Source organism: Ruegeria sp. AD11(2025) (assembly GCF_056542405.1).
Genome location: NZ_JBQFZU010000004.1, coordinates 193,092 through 208,740 on the forward strand (window position 1 = coordinate 193,092; position 15,649 = coordinate 208,740).

Annotated in this window: 17 protein-coding genes; 4 read left to right on the forward strand and 13 right to left on the reverse strand. The window is 57.2% G+C overall.

From position 1 onward, the window contains the following. Positions 1–23: 23 nt before the first annotated feature. Positions 24–1,364 (reverse strand): methylenetetrahydrofolate--tRNA-(uracil(54)-C(5))-methyltransferase (FADH(2)-oxidizing) TrmFO, encoded by a 1,341-nt coding sequence (trmFO, locus tag ACR1XY_RS06100; RefSeq protein ID WP_480590928.1) that lies wholly within the window; start codon positions 1,362–1,364, stop codon positions 24–26. A gap of 251 nt (positions 1,365–1,615) precedes the next feature. Continuing rightward, a complete protein-coding gene (locus ACR1XY_RS06105; protein WP_480590931.1) occupies positions 1,616–2,401 on the reverse strand; it encodes an enoyl-CoA hydratase in 786 nt (261 codons plus the stop codon). Positions 2,402–2,459: 58 nt separating this feature from the next. Here ACR1XY_RS06105 and ACR1XY_RS06110 point away from each other — a divergent pair, with 58 nt between their 5' ends. Then, the gene (locus ACR1XY_RS06110; RefSeq protein WP_480590932.1) at positions 2,460–2,903 is read left to right on the forward strand and encodes a PaaI family thioesterase; all 444 of its coding nucleotides are present in this window, start codon (positions 2,460–2,462) and stop codon (positions 2,901–2,903) included. Positions 2,904–2,960: 57 nt separating this feature from the next. Here the strand turns inward: ACR1XY_RS06110 and ACR1XY_RS06115 are convergent, their stop codons facing one another. After that, positions 2,961–3,188, reverse strand: a complete 228-nt coding sequence (locus tag ACR1XY_RS06115; RefSeq protein WP_480590934.1) for a DUF1127 domain-containing protein — start codon at positions 3,186–3,188, stop codon at positions 2,961–2,963. Positions 3,189–3,287: 99 nt separating this feature from the next. Between ACR1XY_RS06115 and ACR1XY_RS06120 the strand changes: the two genes are divergently transcribed. After that, positions 3,288–4,691, forward strand: a complete 1,404-nt coding sequence (locus tag ACR1XY_RS06120) for an aminotransferase-like domain-containing protein (RefSeq protein ID WP_480590936.1) — start codon at positions 3,288–3,290, stop codon at positions 4,689–4,691. A 4-nt stretch (positions 4,692–4,695) separates the two neighbouring features. On the opposite strand, the gene ACR1XY_RS06125 is transcribed toward ACR1XY_RS06120, so the two are convergent. Further along, positions 4,696–5,058 carry a nuclear transport factor 2 family protein gene (locus ACR1XY_RS06125; RefSeq protein ID WP_480590938.1) on the reverse strand — a complete coding sequence of 121 codons (363 nt, stop codon included), beginning with the start codon at positions 5,056–5,058 and terminating at the stop codon, positions 4,696–4,698. Positions 5,059–5,295: 237 nt separating this feature from the next. Between ACR1XY_RS06125 and rplM the strand changes: the two genes are divergently transcribed. Together rplM and rpsI are read left to right on the forward strand one after the other, a co-directional pair. After that, positions 5,296–5,754: a 50S ribosomal protein L13 gene (gene rplM / locus ACR1XY_RS06130; RefSeq protein WP_039536983.1), complete on the forward strand. Its 459-nt coding sequence runs from the start codon at positions 5,296–5,298 to the stop codon at positions 5,752–5,754. A gap of 5 nt (positions 5,755–5,759) precedes the next feature. Beyond that, positions 5,760–6,245, forward strand: coding sequence for a 30S ribosomal protein S9 (rpsI, locus tag ACR1XY_RS06135; protein WP_480590939.1), 486 nt, complete (start codon positions 5,760–5,762; stop codon positions 6,243–6,245). 90 nt (positions 6,246–6,335) lie between these two features. Here rpsI and ACR1XY_RS06140 read toward each other — a convergent pair whose 3' ends face one another. From ACR1XY_RS06140 to ACR1XY_RS06180, 9 genes are all read right to left on the reverse strand, one after another. Continuing rightward, a complete protein-coding gene (locus ACR1XY_RS06140; RefSeq protein ID WP_480590942.1) occupies positions 6,336–6,992 on the reverse strand; it encodes a YrbL family protein in 657 nt (218 codons plus the stop codon). Positions 6,993–7,147: 155 nt separating this feature from the next. Next, positions 7,148–8,308, reverse strand: coding sequence for an ABC transporter substrate-binding protein (locus ACR1XY_RS06145; RefSeq protein WP_480590944.1), 1,161 nt, complete (start codon positions 8,306–8,308; stop codon positions 7,148–7,150). A 24-nt stretch (positions 8,309–8,332) separates the two neighbouring features. Further along, positions 8,333–10,219 (reverse strand): AMP-dependent synthetase/ligase, encoded by a 1,887-nt coding sequence (locus ACR1XY_RS06150; protein WP_480590946.1) that lies wholly within the window; start codon positions 10,217–10,219, stop codon positions 8,333–8,335. A 4-nt stretch (positions 10,220–10,223) separates the two neighbouring features. Continuing rightward, positions 10,224–10,997, reverse strand: a complete 774-nt coding sequence (locus ACR1XY_RS06155) for an ABC transporter ATP-binding protein (RefSeq protein WP_480590949.1) — start codon at positions 10,995–10,997, stop codon at positions 10,224–10,226. Continuing rightward, a complete protein-coding gene (locus tag ACR1XY_RS06160; protein ID WP_480590951.1) occupies positions 10,994–11,758 on the reverse strand; it encodes an ABC transporter ATP-binding protein in 765 nt (254 codons plus the stop codon). Before ACR1XY_RS06160 ends, ACR1XY_RS06155 begins: the two co-directional genes overlap by 4 nt. Beyond that, positions 11,755–12,852, reverse strand: a complete 1,098-nt coding sequence (locus tag ACR1XY_RS06165) for a branched-chain amino acid ABC transporter permease (protein WP_480590953.1) — start codon at positions 12,850–12,852, stop codon at positions 11,755–11,757. The genes ACR1XY_RS06160 and ACR1XY_RS06165 overlap by 4 nt, the downstream gene beginning before the upstream one ends. A gap of 4 nt (positions 12,853–12,856) precedes the next feature. Then, on the reverse strand, positions 12,857–13,732 hold the full coding sequence (locus ACR1XY_RS06170) for a branched-chain amino acid ABC transporter permease (protein ID WP_480590956.1): 876 nt from the start codon (positions 13,730–13,732) through the stop codon (positions 12,857–12,859). A gap of 75 nt (positions 13,733–13,807) precedes the next feature. Then, positions 13,808–14,836 (reverse strand): alcohol dehydrogenase catalytic domain-containing protein, encoded by a 1,029-nt coding sequence (locus ACR1XY_RS06175; protein ID WP_480590958.1) that lies wholly within the window; start codon positions 14,834–14,836, stop codon positions 13,808–13,810. Positions 14,837–15,055: 219 nt separating this feature from the next. Beyond that, complete coding sequence (locus tag ACR1XY_RS06180) at positions 15,056–15,580, reverse strand: hypothetical protein (protein WP_480590960.1); 525 nt, start codon at positions 15,578–15,580, stop codon at positions 15,056–15,058. Positions 15,581–15,649: the final 69 nt, after the last annotated feature.

Sequence of the window (15,649 nt, forward strand, 5' to 3'; positions counted from 1 at the left end):
ACTTCAGGCAGGGGTGCGTCCAGTCAGCAATGCCTCAGCCAGTTTGTCCATTCGGCCTTGGCCCGATCGGTATAGGCCTTGTAACGATCCTTGCGGCCTCGGCGCCCTCCCTTCAGACCGTCCACAGGGCGGAACAGGCCGAAATTGACGTTCATCGGTTGGAAGGTCTTGGCTTCGGCACCGCCGGTGATGTGGTGGATCAGGGCACCCATGGCGCTGTCCTGCGGCACTTCGGGCAAGGAATGGCCCAGAATTTCGGCCGCAGCGAGACGACCGGCCAGAAGTCCCATGGCGGCGCTTTCGACATACCCCTCAACACCGGTGATTTGCCCCGCGAAACGAATGTTTGGCTTAGATTTCAGACGCATCTGCGAATCCAGCAGGGTGGGCGAGTTGATAAAGGTGTTTCGGTGAATACCGCCCAGACGTGCGAAGCTGGCGTTTTCCAGGCCGGGGATCATGCGGAACACCTCGGTCTGCGCGCCGTATTTCATCTTGGTCTGAAAGCCCACGATATTGAACAGTGTGCCAAGGGCGTTATCCCGGCGCAGCTGTACCACAGCATGAGGTTTCACGTTTGGCTGGTGCGGGTTGGTCAGGCCAACGGGTTTCATCGGGCCATGGCGCAGGGTTTCGCGCCCCCGTTCCGACATCACTTCGATCGGCAGGCAGCCATCGAAATACCCAGCAGTTTCCCCGTCGTGAAACTCGGTCTTGTCGGCGGCCAGCAGGGCGTCGATGAACGCCTCATACTGATCGCGGTCCATGGGACAATTCAGATAGGCAGTGCGTTCTTCTTCGGTTTCGCCCTTGTCATAGCGTGACTGCATCCACGCTTTGCTCATATCGATACTGTCGGCATAAACGATGGGAGCGATGGCATCAAAAAAAGCCAGCGACTCGGCGCCGGTCTCGATCCTAATAGCCTCACCCAGCGTGGCCGAGGTCAGGGGGCCGGTGGCAAAAATCCAATGGCCATCATCGGGCAGGGAGGTCACCTCTTCGCCCGTGACCTCAACGCGGGGATGGGCGCGCAGTTTCTCGGTGACCGCTTCAGCAAAAGGATCGCGGTCCACGGCCAACGCGCCACCAGCGGGCAGACGGTGCGCGTCCGCCGTCGTCATGATCAAACCGTTGGCTTGGCGCATCTCCCAATGCAGCAGGCCTACTGCATTCTGTTCGTCGTCGTCCGATCGGAACGAGTTCGAACACACCATCTCGGCCAGGTTGCCAGTCTGGTGCGCAAACGTGCCCACTTTGGGCCGCATTTCGTGGATCACAACATCCACGCCCATTTCCGCCGCCTGCCACGCGGCCTCGGACCCGGCCATGCCGCCGCCCACGATATGCAAATTCTGTGTCATGCGCTGCCACATAGGGCACAGCACCGCTCAACGCAACACGAGGCGTATCGTTTGTGAATTAGGGGGATTTTGGGGTCACCGCTGCGGGAATGTCGACGCCGGTGAGAGAAACCAGCTTGGAGGGACCTTCCGCCCACGGCGACCCAAAAGTGTCTCCAGAGCATATGCTCTGACCCAGCTTTGCCACAGTGTCGCCTTTTTGGAAAGTGCAAAAATGAGGACAGTCTTTAAAAATGTTGGCAACAATCGCCTTATTGATGCCAATTTGGCGGTCTTTTTTCGATAAATGCAGATATCCCTTCTTCGGTATCCCGGTGCAGCATATTCTGTGCCATTACCTCGCCGGTATAGGCGTAGGCCTCCTCAATCGACATATCCAACTGCTTGTAGAAAGCCTGCTTGCCGATCTTCACGGCTGATCCCAGCTTGTCCGCAAGCTGACCGGCAAGGGTTGCCGTTTCGTGTTCCAGCAACATTTCAGGCACCACACGATTGATCAGCCCCAGCTCAACCGCTTTTTCGGCCGAGATGAAGTCGCCGGTCGTCAGCATCTCGAACGCGCGCTTGCGTGGGATGTTCCGGCTGAGCGCAACCATTGGAGTGGAGCAGAACAGTCCGATGTTAACTCCGTTGACTCCAAATCGAGTGCCCTCAGCGGCAACAGCCAGATCGCAAGTAGCGACCAACTGGCACCCCGCAGCAGTCGCGATACCATGGACCTGCGCGATGACAGGTTGGGGCAGAGACTGGATCGACAGCATCATCTGCGCGCATCGGGCAAACAGGTCCTGGAAATAGGCCTTGCCACCATCTTCGGACTGACGCCCGGCCGTCATCTGTTTCAGGTCGTGACCCGCGCAAAACGCTTTGCCTTCCCCAGACAGGATCACGGCGCGAATCGACCTGTCATCCCGCAAGGCGTCAAACTCGGCCTGTAGCGCGGCCAGCATTTCATCACTCAAGGCATTCAGGCGCTCGGGCGCGTTCATTTTAAGGGTCGCGACCGCGTCTGTGTCGTTACGTTCCAGAATTGCCATCTTGCCCTCCGATCTGATGTCGGGCCAACTCTAGGTCGGCAAGTCGAGGAGGGGAAGCATGGCGTTGGTAATGGGCCGGAAAGATCTGATGGATTACATGAAACAGATCTTTCCGCAGGTGCATCGGGATTTTGTCGTCGAAGAATTGGAAGAAGATTCGATTGTCATGCGACTGGTTGTCGAAGACAGGCATCTGCGCCCCGGTGGAACCGTGTCCGGGCCGTCCATGTTCGGATTGGCCGATGTTAGCGTCTATGCGTTGGTTCTGGCCCGCAAGGGACGACAATCACTGGCGGTGACTACAAACAGCTCATTAGACTTTCTGCGCAAACCCGAGGGCGGTAAGGATTTGATAGCTCATTGCCGCTTGCTGAAACTTGGGCGCAGTCTGGCGGTCGGAGATGTTCTGATGTTCTCGGATGGGTCTGACAAACCAGTAGCCCGGGCGACCATGACCTACTCGCTTCCACCCGAGGGGTCTGCGGCTGCGGCTTTTGGGTAAAAAAGGGCCGGGCAGAGCCCGGCCAGGAAGAGGTCCCGTCAAGGGACTGGGGAATTTTTACTCCTGCCAGAAGTAGCGGATATACTCATTCCGGGCCTGATATTTGGTCAGGCCGACATCTTTCAGAAGTCTGTCATCCAGATTGGATAAATTAACACGGCTGCGGCGTTGGCGTTCCCACTTTGTCACTGTCGCCGCAAACCGCACGGCCAGCGCGGCGATCAGCGGCAGCCGTGGACTGTCGTTCAGCAGCATGAGGGCGGGGTTGTGCATTGCGCGTGTCATAGTAGGTATCCTTTCAAATTGTATTGACACAAAGCATGTATGTTCGGTATATGTGATTGATACATTCAGGATTGTGTCAAAATCAAAGGAAGAATTGTAATGGATACAATTTGGCCAGAGGCGCTGCCGAAATCCAAGGGTCCGAAGTACACTCTGGTTGCCGACACAATCCGAAAAGCCATTGATAACAAGCTGCTCGAGGTCGGCACGAAGCTACCTCCGGTACGGGAACTGGCGTATCGACTACAAATTACGCCGGGCACTGTCGCAAGGGCTTATACGATTCTGACCGATGAGGGATTGTTACAAGCCGAGGTCGGGCGTGGTACATTTGTTGCCCCACCGAAATCCCCAATTTTGGATGACGTGTGGGCCAGACAACTGCATCTGCGGGATGACAAATACAACGCCAATGTCAGCCTTTTCAGCCCGCGTTTGGCGGATATGGGGCAGGTGTCTCTGATCCGGGAGTGTTTGCAGAAGGTGTCACAAGCCGATCCGGGCTTGTTTCTGAACTATCCGACCCGCGATGCATATCAGCCGATGCGGCAGGCAGTCGTCGAATGGCTGTCGGATCTGCCGTTGGGTGCGCTGACCCATGACGACATTGTACTGACTCATGGCGGGCAAAATGGTCTTTGCCTTGTGTTTCAAACCATTCTGCGTGGGCCTAAGCCCGTGGTGTTGGTCGAAGACCTGTCTTACGCCGGATTCCGCCGCGCTGGTGAACTGATGCGCGCCGACGTGATTGGTGTGAAAATGGACAAATGGGGGATCGACCCCAAGGCAATGGAGAATTTGTTGCGCCAAACTGCGGCGCAGGCGGTTTGTGTTTCGCCTGAAGTACAGAATCCGACAGGTTCACACACGCCGCTTGAACGCCGGAAAGAGGTTGTTGAGGTCGCCCGGCGCTTTGACCTGCAGATCATCGAGGACGACTGCTATCGCATGGGTGACGCGCGTGAGCCCAGCTATCGGGCTCTGGCCCCTGAACGGGGGTGGCATGTGTCCTCGATCTCGAAAATCCTGACACCGTCACTGCGCGTCGGATTTGCCATCGCGCCCCGAGAGAGAAGCGTCGATCTGCGGCGTTCGGCTGAATACGGTTACTTCGGTCTGGCGCAGCCGCTGGCTGAACTCACCCGGTTACTGCTGTCCGATCCCCGGACTCTTCAGATCGCCAGGGATGTGCGTGTTCGGATGGGCGACTATGTCCGAGTGGCGGTGAATGCGCTGGGTGGGTTTGACCTCAACTGGGCGCCCGATGTGCCCTTTGTCTGGCTCAACCTTCCGTCCGGCTGGCGCGCTGGTTCGTTCACACGCGCGGCTGAGAGGGAAGGAATACAACTCAGGTCCGCTGATGAATTTGCCCTGCGGGACGGGCGGGCGCCAAACGCAGTGCGCATTGCGATGAATGGACATGTGTCACTGGAACGATTCGAGGACGCGATGCAGCGGTTGCGGCGACTGCTGGACAATCCGCCTGAACAGATCAGCGTTTGATCCTTCAATTTAATGGGGCAGGGTCGCCAAAGAAACCCGCCAAGTAAGCGATTTTACCGTCGACATCCAATTGAACAAAATCGTGGCCTGACACAAAGATTCTACCGTCCGGACCGATCATGTGCCACGTGAAGTGGACAACATCGTGGTGATTGGAGGGTTTGCTCGTTAACTCAACGCGACCACCTGAGCTTTGAAGAACCTCACCTATATGATCGCACAGGTTCGCGCGGCCACTCACATTTGCGGTCGGGTCGACATAGCGACCATTTTCAGCAAAGCACTTCGCCAAAAGCATGAGGCGCTTATCCGGGTCCGTTTCTTGCCAGGATGCACCGTAATCAGCGATGGTTTTTTGCCACTCCATATTGTCCGCGCTCCCTTAGTCGGTTTGCTCTATCACTATAGCGGGTAAGGCAGGGCAGGGGTAAAGGCCCATATAGTTGGGGTAAAATAATACCTATTTTTTAAGTCGTTGAAATTACACGATTTAAAAGACATTACTGTTGTTGACCTGCGCAGCACTCCCCTCTAAATACGCTCCATCGAATTCGGGCCGCTCTGTCTTTGGGCGGTCTTTCACATCAAACAGGACTATCCTGCCATGAAAACCTTTTCTGCAACACCTGCAGACATCGACAAGAAATGGATCCTGATCGACGCCGAGGGCGTTGTTCTGGGCCGTCTTGCTTCGATCGTCGCCATGCGTCTGCGTGGCAAGCACAAAGCGTCGTTCACCCCGAACATGGACATGGGCGACAACGTCATCGTGATCAACGCTGACAAAATCCAGATGACCGGCAAGAAGCGCGAAGAGAACTTCTACTGGCACACCGGCCACCCGGGCGGCATCAAGTCGCGCACCAAGCAGCAGATCCTCGAGGGCGCACACCCCGAGCGCGTCGTGACCCAAGCGGTCAAGCGCATGCTGCCGGGCAACCGTCTGGCACGCCAGCAGATGACCAACCTGCGCGTCTACGCCGGTGCCGAGCATCCCCATGAGGCGCAAGCGCCCGAAGTTCTGGACGTTAAGTCCATGAACAAGAAAAACACCCGGAGCTAATGACCATGGCTGATCAGATCAATACTCTCGAAGAGCTGAGCGCCGTTGCAGGCGTTGAAGCCGTGGCCGAAGAAGTCATCGTGCGTGAACCCGTACGTGACGAGCTGGGTCGCTCCTATGCCACCGGCAAGCGTAAAGACGCTGTTGCCCGCGTTTGGATCAAGCCGGGTTCCGGCAAGGTCACCGTGAACGGCAAGGATCAGGACAAGTATTTCGCGCGTCCCGTTCTGCAGCTGATCCTGCGCCAGCCGTTTCAGGTTGCCGGCGTAGAAGGTGAGTTCGACGTTGTTGCGACCGTCAAAGGCGGCGGCCTGACCGGTCAGGCCGGTGCGGTCAAGCACGGCATCTCGAAAGCTCTGCAGCTGTACGATCCGTCGTTGCGCGGCGCGCTGAAAGCTGCTGGCTTCCTGACCCGCGACAGCCGCGTTGTGGAACGTAAGAAATACGGTAAGCGCAAAGCGCGTCGTTCGTTCCAGTTCTCGAAGCGTTAATCGCTGCGGAATACGAATTTCAAACGGTCGCAAGAAATTGCGGCCGTTTTGCTTTGTCGGGTCAAACGACGACCTATGATAATAAAGCTCCTATGCCTCGGTTTTCTCAGCCGACATTTTGTTCAACGCCGTCTCGGCAACACTGATGAACCTTTCCCTGATCTGATTGATCTTGCGTCTGTTCAAGAACCCAAACCAGCGGCGCACTGGAATGATCTGCTTGCAGCCGAAACTGTCTATCCAAACCCATCGTGCCGATCCGTCAGGAAACGTCTGGTACACAATGTTACCGGTGTTCTTGTTGCTGATCAGAACTTGTTGCTCGATCAACTGGTCAAAGTGTTTGTGCAGTGCGGTCAGATGCACACGTGTGAGGCGCCCACTATCTGCCAGTTCTTTCAGGCTGGGTGACAACTGCCCGTCCGGCTCGGAAATCCGTTCATACATAAGCGCAAGGCCCATATCCGTTTGAACGACGCCACGAACCTCGCAAACCGGAATAGGATCATCTCGGTTCTGATACCGAACCATCAGGTCAAATGACTCGTGAAACTCGCGCAGGAACCCTTTGAAAACCGTTGATCGACGAAATGTTCGATCAAACCACGTGTCCGTCACAAGATTGGCCCGACCATCCATTGTGTCAGGCTGAGGTATCTTCAGAAGCGTATCCGGCGCGTCAGGATGTTGGTAAACAAACTGCCGGTTCCCTTGCGCAATGACTTCGCAATTGGTGAGCTTCAACATGTTTTCTATTCCAGCGGTTGTCATGCTGCCTGATTATAACAGTTTTGTGACAGCGTAAACTGAGCCGACGCTCGGACAGGCGCCATGAACGCACTGGCAATCCCGCCGGGGATCGACGGGCGCAGTTTCCTGGAAAAGACTTTGAGTGCTGGGACTTATTCCTCGTAAACCAACTTCCAGGCCCCGTCTTCCACCACGTTGACAAAGACAATGTCCGCGCCCTGGTGATCATCCGGACCGTAGGTGAGGCGGTTTCCAACCAAATCGTCGTCATAGTCCAGACTTTCCATGGCCGCGATAAAGCTTTCATGAGTCAGATCGGGGCCTGCGGCCTCCAGCGCCCTGACCATCATTTCAGCGGAGGAGTAGCCCAACATGGAAAACCCGACGGGGTCTTCGCCGGTTGCGGCTTTGTATTCCTCGATAAACGCGGCCGGGGCGGGATCATCGGCACGCGCCCACAGATCCTGCCAGGAGGCGGCCGCGTAGAACCCGTCCGTCACACCACCCGGAACCTGCGCCACAACAGTCAGGAAACTTGCAGCTGTGCCAAGAAACTTCATATCTGTCAGGCCCATCTTTTTGGCCGTACCCACAACCGTGATCGCCTGACGCACACCCAGCGCTATCGTGACTATATCGCAGCCTTCTTCCTTGAGCTTGCTCAACGAGCCGACAAAGTCGGTCTCATCCGGTTTGTGCGTGGTCTCAGCGACAAAGGCGATGCCGGCCTCTTCGGCACCGGCTTTGCTGCCTTCCAGAATTTCTTCGCCGAAATCCGTCGGCAGATACATGGTGCAGACGTTTTGCGAGCCGAACTGATCGGCCAGATATTTCACGCCAATACGGCTTTGGTCGAAATAGGTGGAAAACGAGATGAACTTGTTTTTCATCGGTTCCTGCAACATCAAGCTTGAAGCCGTCAGGGGGGCGACGTTCGGAATGCCCTTGGGATCCAGCAGCTTGAACCCGGCAAGGTTCATAGGGGTGCCTAATGATTGCAGCATGGCGAACACCTTGTCGCGGTTCAGCAGCTTGTTATAGCCCTGCATCGCGCGCGGCATCTGATAACCGTTGTCCTCGACCACATAGCGGATGGTGCGGCCGTGTACGCCGCCGGCCGCGTTGACCCGATCAAACACCACATTTGCGCCCTTGGTTGCCGGAACGCCAACGGCGGCAAAAATTCCGCTCAGGTCATTGACCGAACCGATGACGATCTCATCATCCGTGACGCCCTGCGTCTGCGCATTGGCCACGGTTGCGGTCACTACCAGAGCGGTCGCGGTTGCCAAGCCTTTGATCCCATTGATCATGATTACTCCTCCCTGTGAATTTCATTATTTATACATGTCTTCAATAAGATGCGCGTGCTTCTGTTCCACGAAGCTGCGTTTCAGCTTCATCGTCGCGGTCAGTTCGTCATCATCAGCGGTCAATAACACGTCGATCAGGCGGAAATCCTTGATCTGCTCAACGCGCGCGAACTCTTTGTTGACCGCCGAGACTTCGACCCCGATCTGATCTTTGACCTCGGGTGCCGCGCAGAGCGAGGCGAAATTTGAGAATGGGATTTTCTGATCCTGCGCGTATTTCTCGACGTTTTCCTGATCGATCATGATCAGGGCGGTTAAGTATTTCCGGGCGTCCCCGATGATCACAGCGTCCGAGATATAGGGGCTAAACTTCAACCGGCTTTCGATCTCGGCCGGAGTGATGTTCTTGCCGCCCGCGGTGATGATGACATCTTTAAGCCGCCCGGTGATGGTGACATATCCCTGATCGTCGATATGCCCCAAATCACCGGTCCGCAGCCAGCCATCGGCGGTGAAGGTCTCGGCTGTTTTAGCATTGTTGCGCCAATAACCCTGAAAGATGTTCAGACCTTTCAGCTGAATTTCCCCGTCGTCCGAGATACGGATGTCATTGCTGGCGATGGCCTGCCCGACAGTGCCGATCTTGTTGGTCTCGACGCTGTTTATCGTCGCCAGCCCCGAGGTTTCGGTCATCCCGAACCCTTCGATCAACGGTACGCCGATGGCCCAGTACCATTTCAGTAAATCGGGTGAGATCGGCGCCGCACCGGTACCGCCCCGCCGAATTTTGTCCAGCCCCAGCATTCGCCGCAGGTTTCGCAGCACAAGACGATCCCACAACCAGAACCGCGCCGAAACGCCTACCGGAACGGATTGGCCCGCGCACAGATACTGAGCCCGCGCAACCCCGGCCTTCAGCGCCATCTGATACGCGGCAAGGCCCGTTGGCGTCGCGTCCTGCGCCATGATCTGGACGTAGGAATAGATCTTCTCCCACACGCGTGGCACGGCAACGAAGGTGGTGGGGGAGACCTCTTGCAGGTTGGCAAAAACGGTCTCGGGGCTTTCGGCGAAATTAACGACGCATTTCGCGGCCAGAGGGAAATAGATCGAAACCGCACGTTCCAGGATATGACAGAGCGGCAGGAAACACAGTTGTTCGTCGGTTTCAAAGGCGGGCAGGGCGCGGGCACCGCTTTCAATGGCGGCCAGAATGTTCTCGTGGCTCAGCATGGCGCCCTTGGGTTTGCCGGTGGTGCCCGAGGTGTAAATCAGCAGGGCCGTGTCCTGGGGGGATGCCAGCGCAAGTTCCGCCTCGAACCGCGTTGGATCATCGGCCTCGGCCTGTTGGCCCAGCTTATAAAGATCGTCGATCATCATGCAGCGGGGATGGGTCAGGTCGTGCAGGCCCTCATCCTCAAGTATGACAACTTTGCGCAGACCGGGCACCTCGGATTCGATCTCAAGAAACTTGTCCAGCTGCTCTTCGTTTTCGACGATCAGGAAGCGGCTGTCGCTGTCATTGATCAGGTATTCCAACTGGTGGCACGAGTCTGTTGTATAGACGCCCGAGGCGATACCACCGACGGCCTGAATGCCCATGTCGAACCACGCCCATTCCTTGCGGTCTTCGGACAGGATCGAAACGACCTCGCCGCGTTTCAAACCTAGTTTGCGCAGGGCTAGCCCGATCCATTTGGCGTGTTGCCAATAGTCAGTCCATGAATAGGACTTCCAAATCCCAAGGTCTTTTTCGCGATGCGCGGTGCGGTCAGCCAGCGCGGTGCAGCGTTTCTGAAACAGTTGAGTGATGGTGGTGCACTCATCCACATGCACCGGACGCTGACCAGCGGTGGCGTTGAACCAGACGCCGTTGATATTGGCCTGAGGGGGCAGGGTGCTGATATTCAACCGCTCACCTCCACGTCTTTCTGCGTTTCCAGCGGCGGGTTTCCCGCGCGCCTTCCTCCTGTATGCCCAGATAGAAGTTCTGGATGTCCTCGGACTGCATCAACACATCCGCCGCGCCGTCCATGACGATTCGGCCGACCTCCATCACATATCCGTGCTGAGCCAGTTCCAGCGCGGCCTTTGCGTTCTGCTCGACCAGCATCATGGTCATGTTCTGCTCGTCGTTCAGACGCTTCAGGATGCCAAAGATTTCCTGCACCAGCAGCGGGGACAGGCCCAGTGACGGCTCGTCCAACAGCATGATCTTAGGGTTGGCCATCAGGCCACGGCCAATGGCCAGCATCTGTTGCTGGCCGCCCGACAGAGTGCCAGCCTCTTGCCTCCGGCGTTCTTTCAGGATCGGGAAGTAGGTAAAAACCAGCTCTTGGTGGTGATCGATCCGGGATTTGTCGGCCAATGTATAAGCGCCGAGGTTGAGGTTTTCTTCAACGGTCAGAAGGGGAAAGACCTCACGTCCTTCGGGGACGTGGACGATGCCCATTTCGACAACATTGTGCGGCTCCGACCCCTGTATTTCGATGCCATCAAACGTGATTTTGCCCTTTTCAGGGTCCATCACACCAGAGATGGTTTTCATCAAGGTCGTCTTCCCAGCACCATTGGCCCCAAGGATCGAGACGATTTGCCCGTGATGCACGTCCAGAGACACACCCCGGATCGCCATGATGGGACCGTAAAAGCTCTCGACATTTCGGATGGTCAGGACAGGATCGCTCATGAGGCTTTCCCCAGATAGGCCTCGACCACCGCAGGGTGGGATTGCACCTCTGCGGGCGTGCCAAGCGCCAGTTTCGCGCCATCGGCCATGGCCAGAACCCTGTCGGACACGCCCGAAACCAGTCCCATATCATGTTCGACCATCAGCACGGTGATGCCCATTTGCCGCCGAATGTCGTCGATCCACCAACGCATGTCCGTGGTTTCTTCGACCGACAGCCCCGAGGCCGGTTCGTCCAGCAACAGCAGTTTGGGATCGGTGGCCAGTGCGCGGGCGACCTCAACCACCTTGCGCACGCCATAAGGTAGGCCCGAGATCATCTTGTCGCGATAAGCCTGCAGATCTAGGAAGTCGATAATCTCTTCCACCTTTTCTCGGTTTTCGACCTCTTGCCTTCGGGCGGAGGGTAGGAACAGCACCTCTGACACCATGTTGGTACGGCGATGCCGGTGCCGCCCGACCAAGAGGTTCTGCAGGACGGTGGCGTGTTCGAACAGCTCGATATTCTGGAATGTGCGCGCCACGCCATAGGCCGCCACGCCCGACGGTTTGACCTGCAACAGGTCGTGGCCGTCAAAACGGATCGCCCCCACAAAAGGCTCATAAAACCGCGATATCAGGTTGAAGACGGTGGATTTGCCCGCACCGTTCGGGCCGACGATGGCAAAAACCTCACCTCGGTCAACCGAGAAGGACAGGTCGTTGACGGCAATCAAGCCCCCGAACTTCAGGGTGACGTTTTCGAACTCCATCAGGCTCATCGCAGACGTTCCGTCTTGAGGTAGGATTTCTGTCGTTTGAACATGTCCTTTCGGTAGAAGGGGAACAGCTCGAACCATGTGCGAATTTTCAGCCAGCGACCATAGAGGCCCATCGGTTCGAACAGGATGAAGGCAATCAGGATCATCCCGAAAATGCCGAACTCCAGCCCCGGAATGGCGACCGTGTTGCCGCCAAACAGTGCGCCCACGTATTCCTTCGAGATCGACAGGAACTGCGGCAGAAATCCGATCACGATAGCGCCCAGAAATGCGCCGTGGATCGAACCCAGCCCGCCGATCACAATCATCATCAGCAACTGGATTGAAATCAGGACGCTGAAAGTTTCGTTGTTGAACGCGCCCGCGTACATGCCCATAAGCGCACCCGCCCAGCCCGTGACGGCGCAGGAAAGGGCAAACGAGACCATCTTGGTGCGCGCGATATCGATGCCCATCGCCTGCGCCGAAATCTCGGAGTCACGCACCGCGATGAAGGCCCGCCCCAACGGTGCGCGCAGCAGGTTGATATAGCCGAGGGTGACCAGAACGGCCACGCCCAGAACCAACCAGAAAAACTGATCGGGTGTGGCCCAACGATCGACCAGATAGCCGAAAATCTCGACACCGCCCAGATACTTGCCCGCCACGCCACCGGTGAGCGGTTCCGCCAGAACGATCACGTCATCCATCAGGATCGACAGCGCAAGGGTGAAGATCGCCAGATAGATTCCGTGCAGTCGCAGGGCAGGGATAGCGACCGTCACACCGGCAATCCCCGTCAGGACACCGGCCAGAGGGAAGGCGACCAGAAATGGAACACCCGCTTCGATCAGGATGGCGTTCGCATAACACCCAAAGGCCAGAAAGGCGGCATGGCCCAGGCTGACCTGCCCGGTATGGCCGGTTAGAACCATCAAACCCAGCCCGGCGATGGCCCAGATCAGGACGTTCGTCAGTTCTCCGAGGTAGAAATCATCCAGCCACCTCGGCGCCAGGGCGACGAGTGCCAGCAGGATCAGGTAGAGGATGAGCTGATAGCGATCCTTCCAGGGGCGGATATCCTGCATATAGTCGGTTTTGAACACGATCCGCATGGGCCTAGACCTTCTTGACCCGAACCTGACTGAACAGCCCGTTGGGGCGGAAAATCAGTACCGCCAGCAGCAGCGCGTATGGTGCGATCTGACTGTAGCCCGCAGCGATATAGCGGCTGGCAAAGGGTTCGATGACGCCGACGATCAACCCTCCGGCTAACGCGCCCGGAAGGCTGCCTAACCCGCCAATTACAGCGGCAGCGAAGGCTTTGATCCCCAAAAGGCCGGTTGTCGGGTCGACCGCGCCCTTGGCGGCGAATAACACGCCCGCAATACCGGCCACCACTCCGGCCAAGGCCCAGATGAACCCCTGAACGCGTTTGACAGGAATGCCCATGTAGTAGGCCGCTAACTGGTTCTGCGACGCACCCTGCATTGCCAGCCCCAGCTTGGTTCGGTTGAAGAACACGTACATTCCCCAAGTCAGCAATACGGTGACAATGATGACCGCCACATCCTCCATTCCCAGAACAATGCCTCCGAAACGGAACTCCTTTCCAGCCAGAGGGTTCTGCAAAGTTTGCGGCTCATGTCCCCAAATCAGGCCTGCAGCAAACCGGATCACGAAGCCCAAAGCGATTGTCAGGATCACCACTGCGGTCTGGCTTTCCCCAAACAGGCGGCGGATGATCAACCGGTCTAAAAGATACCCCAGCGCCCCCATGATCCCCAGCGAGATCGGAAGGGCCAGCCAGAAGGGCAGTCCCATATATTCGGTATTGGTAAGCCCTATGGTGACAAAAGCGCCCAGCATCATAAAATCGCCCTGCGCGAAGTTCACCGCCTCGGTTGCTTTGTAGATCAACACGAAACCAAGCGCGATCAGGCCATAGACACAGCCATTTGCCAGCCCGCTGATCAGCAGCTGCGCGTTGTCCAATTTCACCCTCCCACGCCGGTGCGCCCGGCGTATTGAACGCCCCGGGGGTCCTCCGTCACCCGGGGCTTTGTTCTACTATGGCGTGATAATCACCTTCCCGTCACTCTTTTTCAGCGCTTCGGCCAGATTTGGGATTAAATCCTTCAACGCAAGTCGTTCGGATATATCGGTTTTCCAGCGACCATCAGCAAACCGGGCCTGCACCTCGGCCACGACACGCGCCTGATCTTGCGGTGGGGTTGAGGTGACCCAATTGGTAAGCCAGAACCCTTCGATCTGCTTGCCCATAAAGATCAGCTGGCCCATCTGCGTCAATTGCGGCAGTTTGGCGCTGAGCTTACCGTAACAGACCCAGCGCGCCTGGTTGGGCATGGCGCAGAACACCTGCTCGGATAATTGGTCGGCCACGGCATCCAGGAACACGCGGGGTTTCAGTGCCTGGCTGACTTTGGCAAAGTTCTGCGCAACGTCCGGATCGGTGGTCACCAAAACCTCAGCAGCTCCGAGATCTTTCAATGTGTCGACAGTTTCCCCGCGCCGGACCAGCGCGATAGGTTTCAGCCCGAGGTCGCGCCCGAGACCGCACATCAGCTTGCCCAACTGGCTGGTGGCGGCCGAGATCACAAATGCATCCCCGGCGCTCCGCGCGATGTCAACCATGGCCATGGCGGTCAGAGGATTCACGATCTGCGCCGCACCATCTACGTCGGAAATCTCGGGGCGCAGAGGGATGCACATCATTGCCGGAGCAAGAACGTATTCCGCCCAAGCGCCGGAACTGGCGGTGATAAATGAAACGCGGTGACCCTGCAGCGCCTCTGCGCCTTTTCCGGTTGCAACCACGTCACCGCAGCCCTCAAACCCGGCGGCGGCCCCTTTGAGGCGAGGCTGCCCGTATTCACCTTTGATAAAGTGGATATCGGACGGGTTCACCGATGCCGCGCGCAGCTTGACCAGAACCTGTCCGGGGCCGGGTTCAGGAACCGGCAGCTCGGCCTCGGCCAGCCAGTCAGCAGCGTCACGGATATAAGGGCCGGTGGCTTCGCCGGAATAGCCGTCGTGCAAAAGAACAGTTGCGAACATAGTCGAGGGCAGGGTGGTCATAGTCGTTCCTTGTTTCTGAACTGATCGTATCGTTGATGAAACCCGGCCACTGGCGGCTACTCATAACCGCGTCGTCAAAAGCATGGATTTGGGTTTGTTCCAACTTGATGACAGCCAAACAAATGAGCCGTTGCGCGTCAATCGGCCGACGCCCTGACGTGGATGGAACCTGCGCCACGCCCGCAAGGTGGGCCGCCCGAACCGGGCGACCCTTCTGCTTCACTGTCCCGACAGCAGGTCGCGGAGTTCCTGAATCTTCACCGCGATTGTCTCTGGCGAAGCCTTGATGTCGTCCAGAATCTTGATGGCCTGGGTTTTCAGGTCCTGCGCCAGCTCGCTTTCCTGAATCGAAGCCACCATCGTGTCATAGTCGAAATTCTCAAGGCTCAGCGCGCCGTTCTCGACCCACGAATTCAGCAGGTCCTGACCCTGGTTCGCCAATGCAGCAACTTCTTCACCGGCCTGATTGGCCAGATCCGTGGCCGCTTGACCGGCCTGCTCGGCCGCATCATTGGCCTGTTCCGCGATGGATGAGGCGCCTTCGGTTGCTTGATCCGCGACCGAGCTTGCGGCCTCGCTGACAGCATCGGTTGCATCCTGGGCTGCCTCGCTGACCGCGTCGCCAGCGTCTTGTGCCGCCGATTGCAATTGCTCGGCTGGTGTGGGTTCAGGTTGAGTAAAGTAATAATACGCGCCAGCGCCGATGGCGGCGATGGCTACAGCTAATAGGATAGTGCGCGACATGTGTCTCTCCTTTGGAAAATGTGTCGCCGAGATGGGTTAAATCTAACCGGATGCAAAGGGGAAATCCCG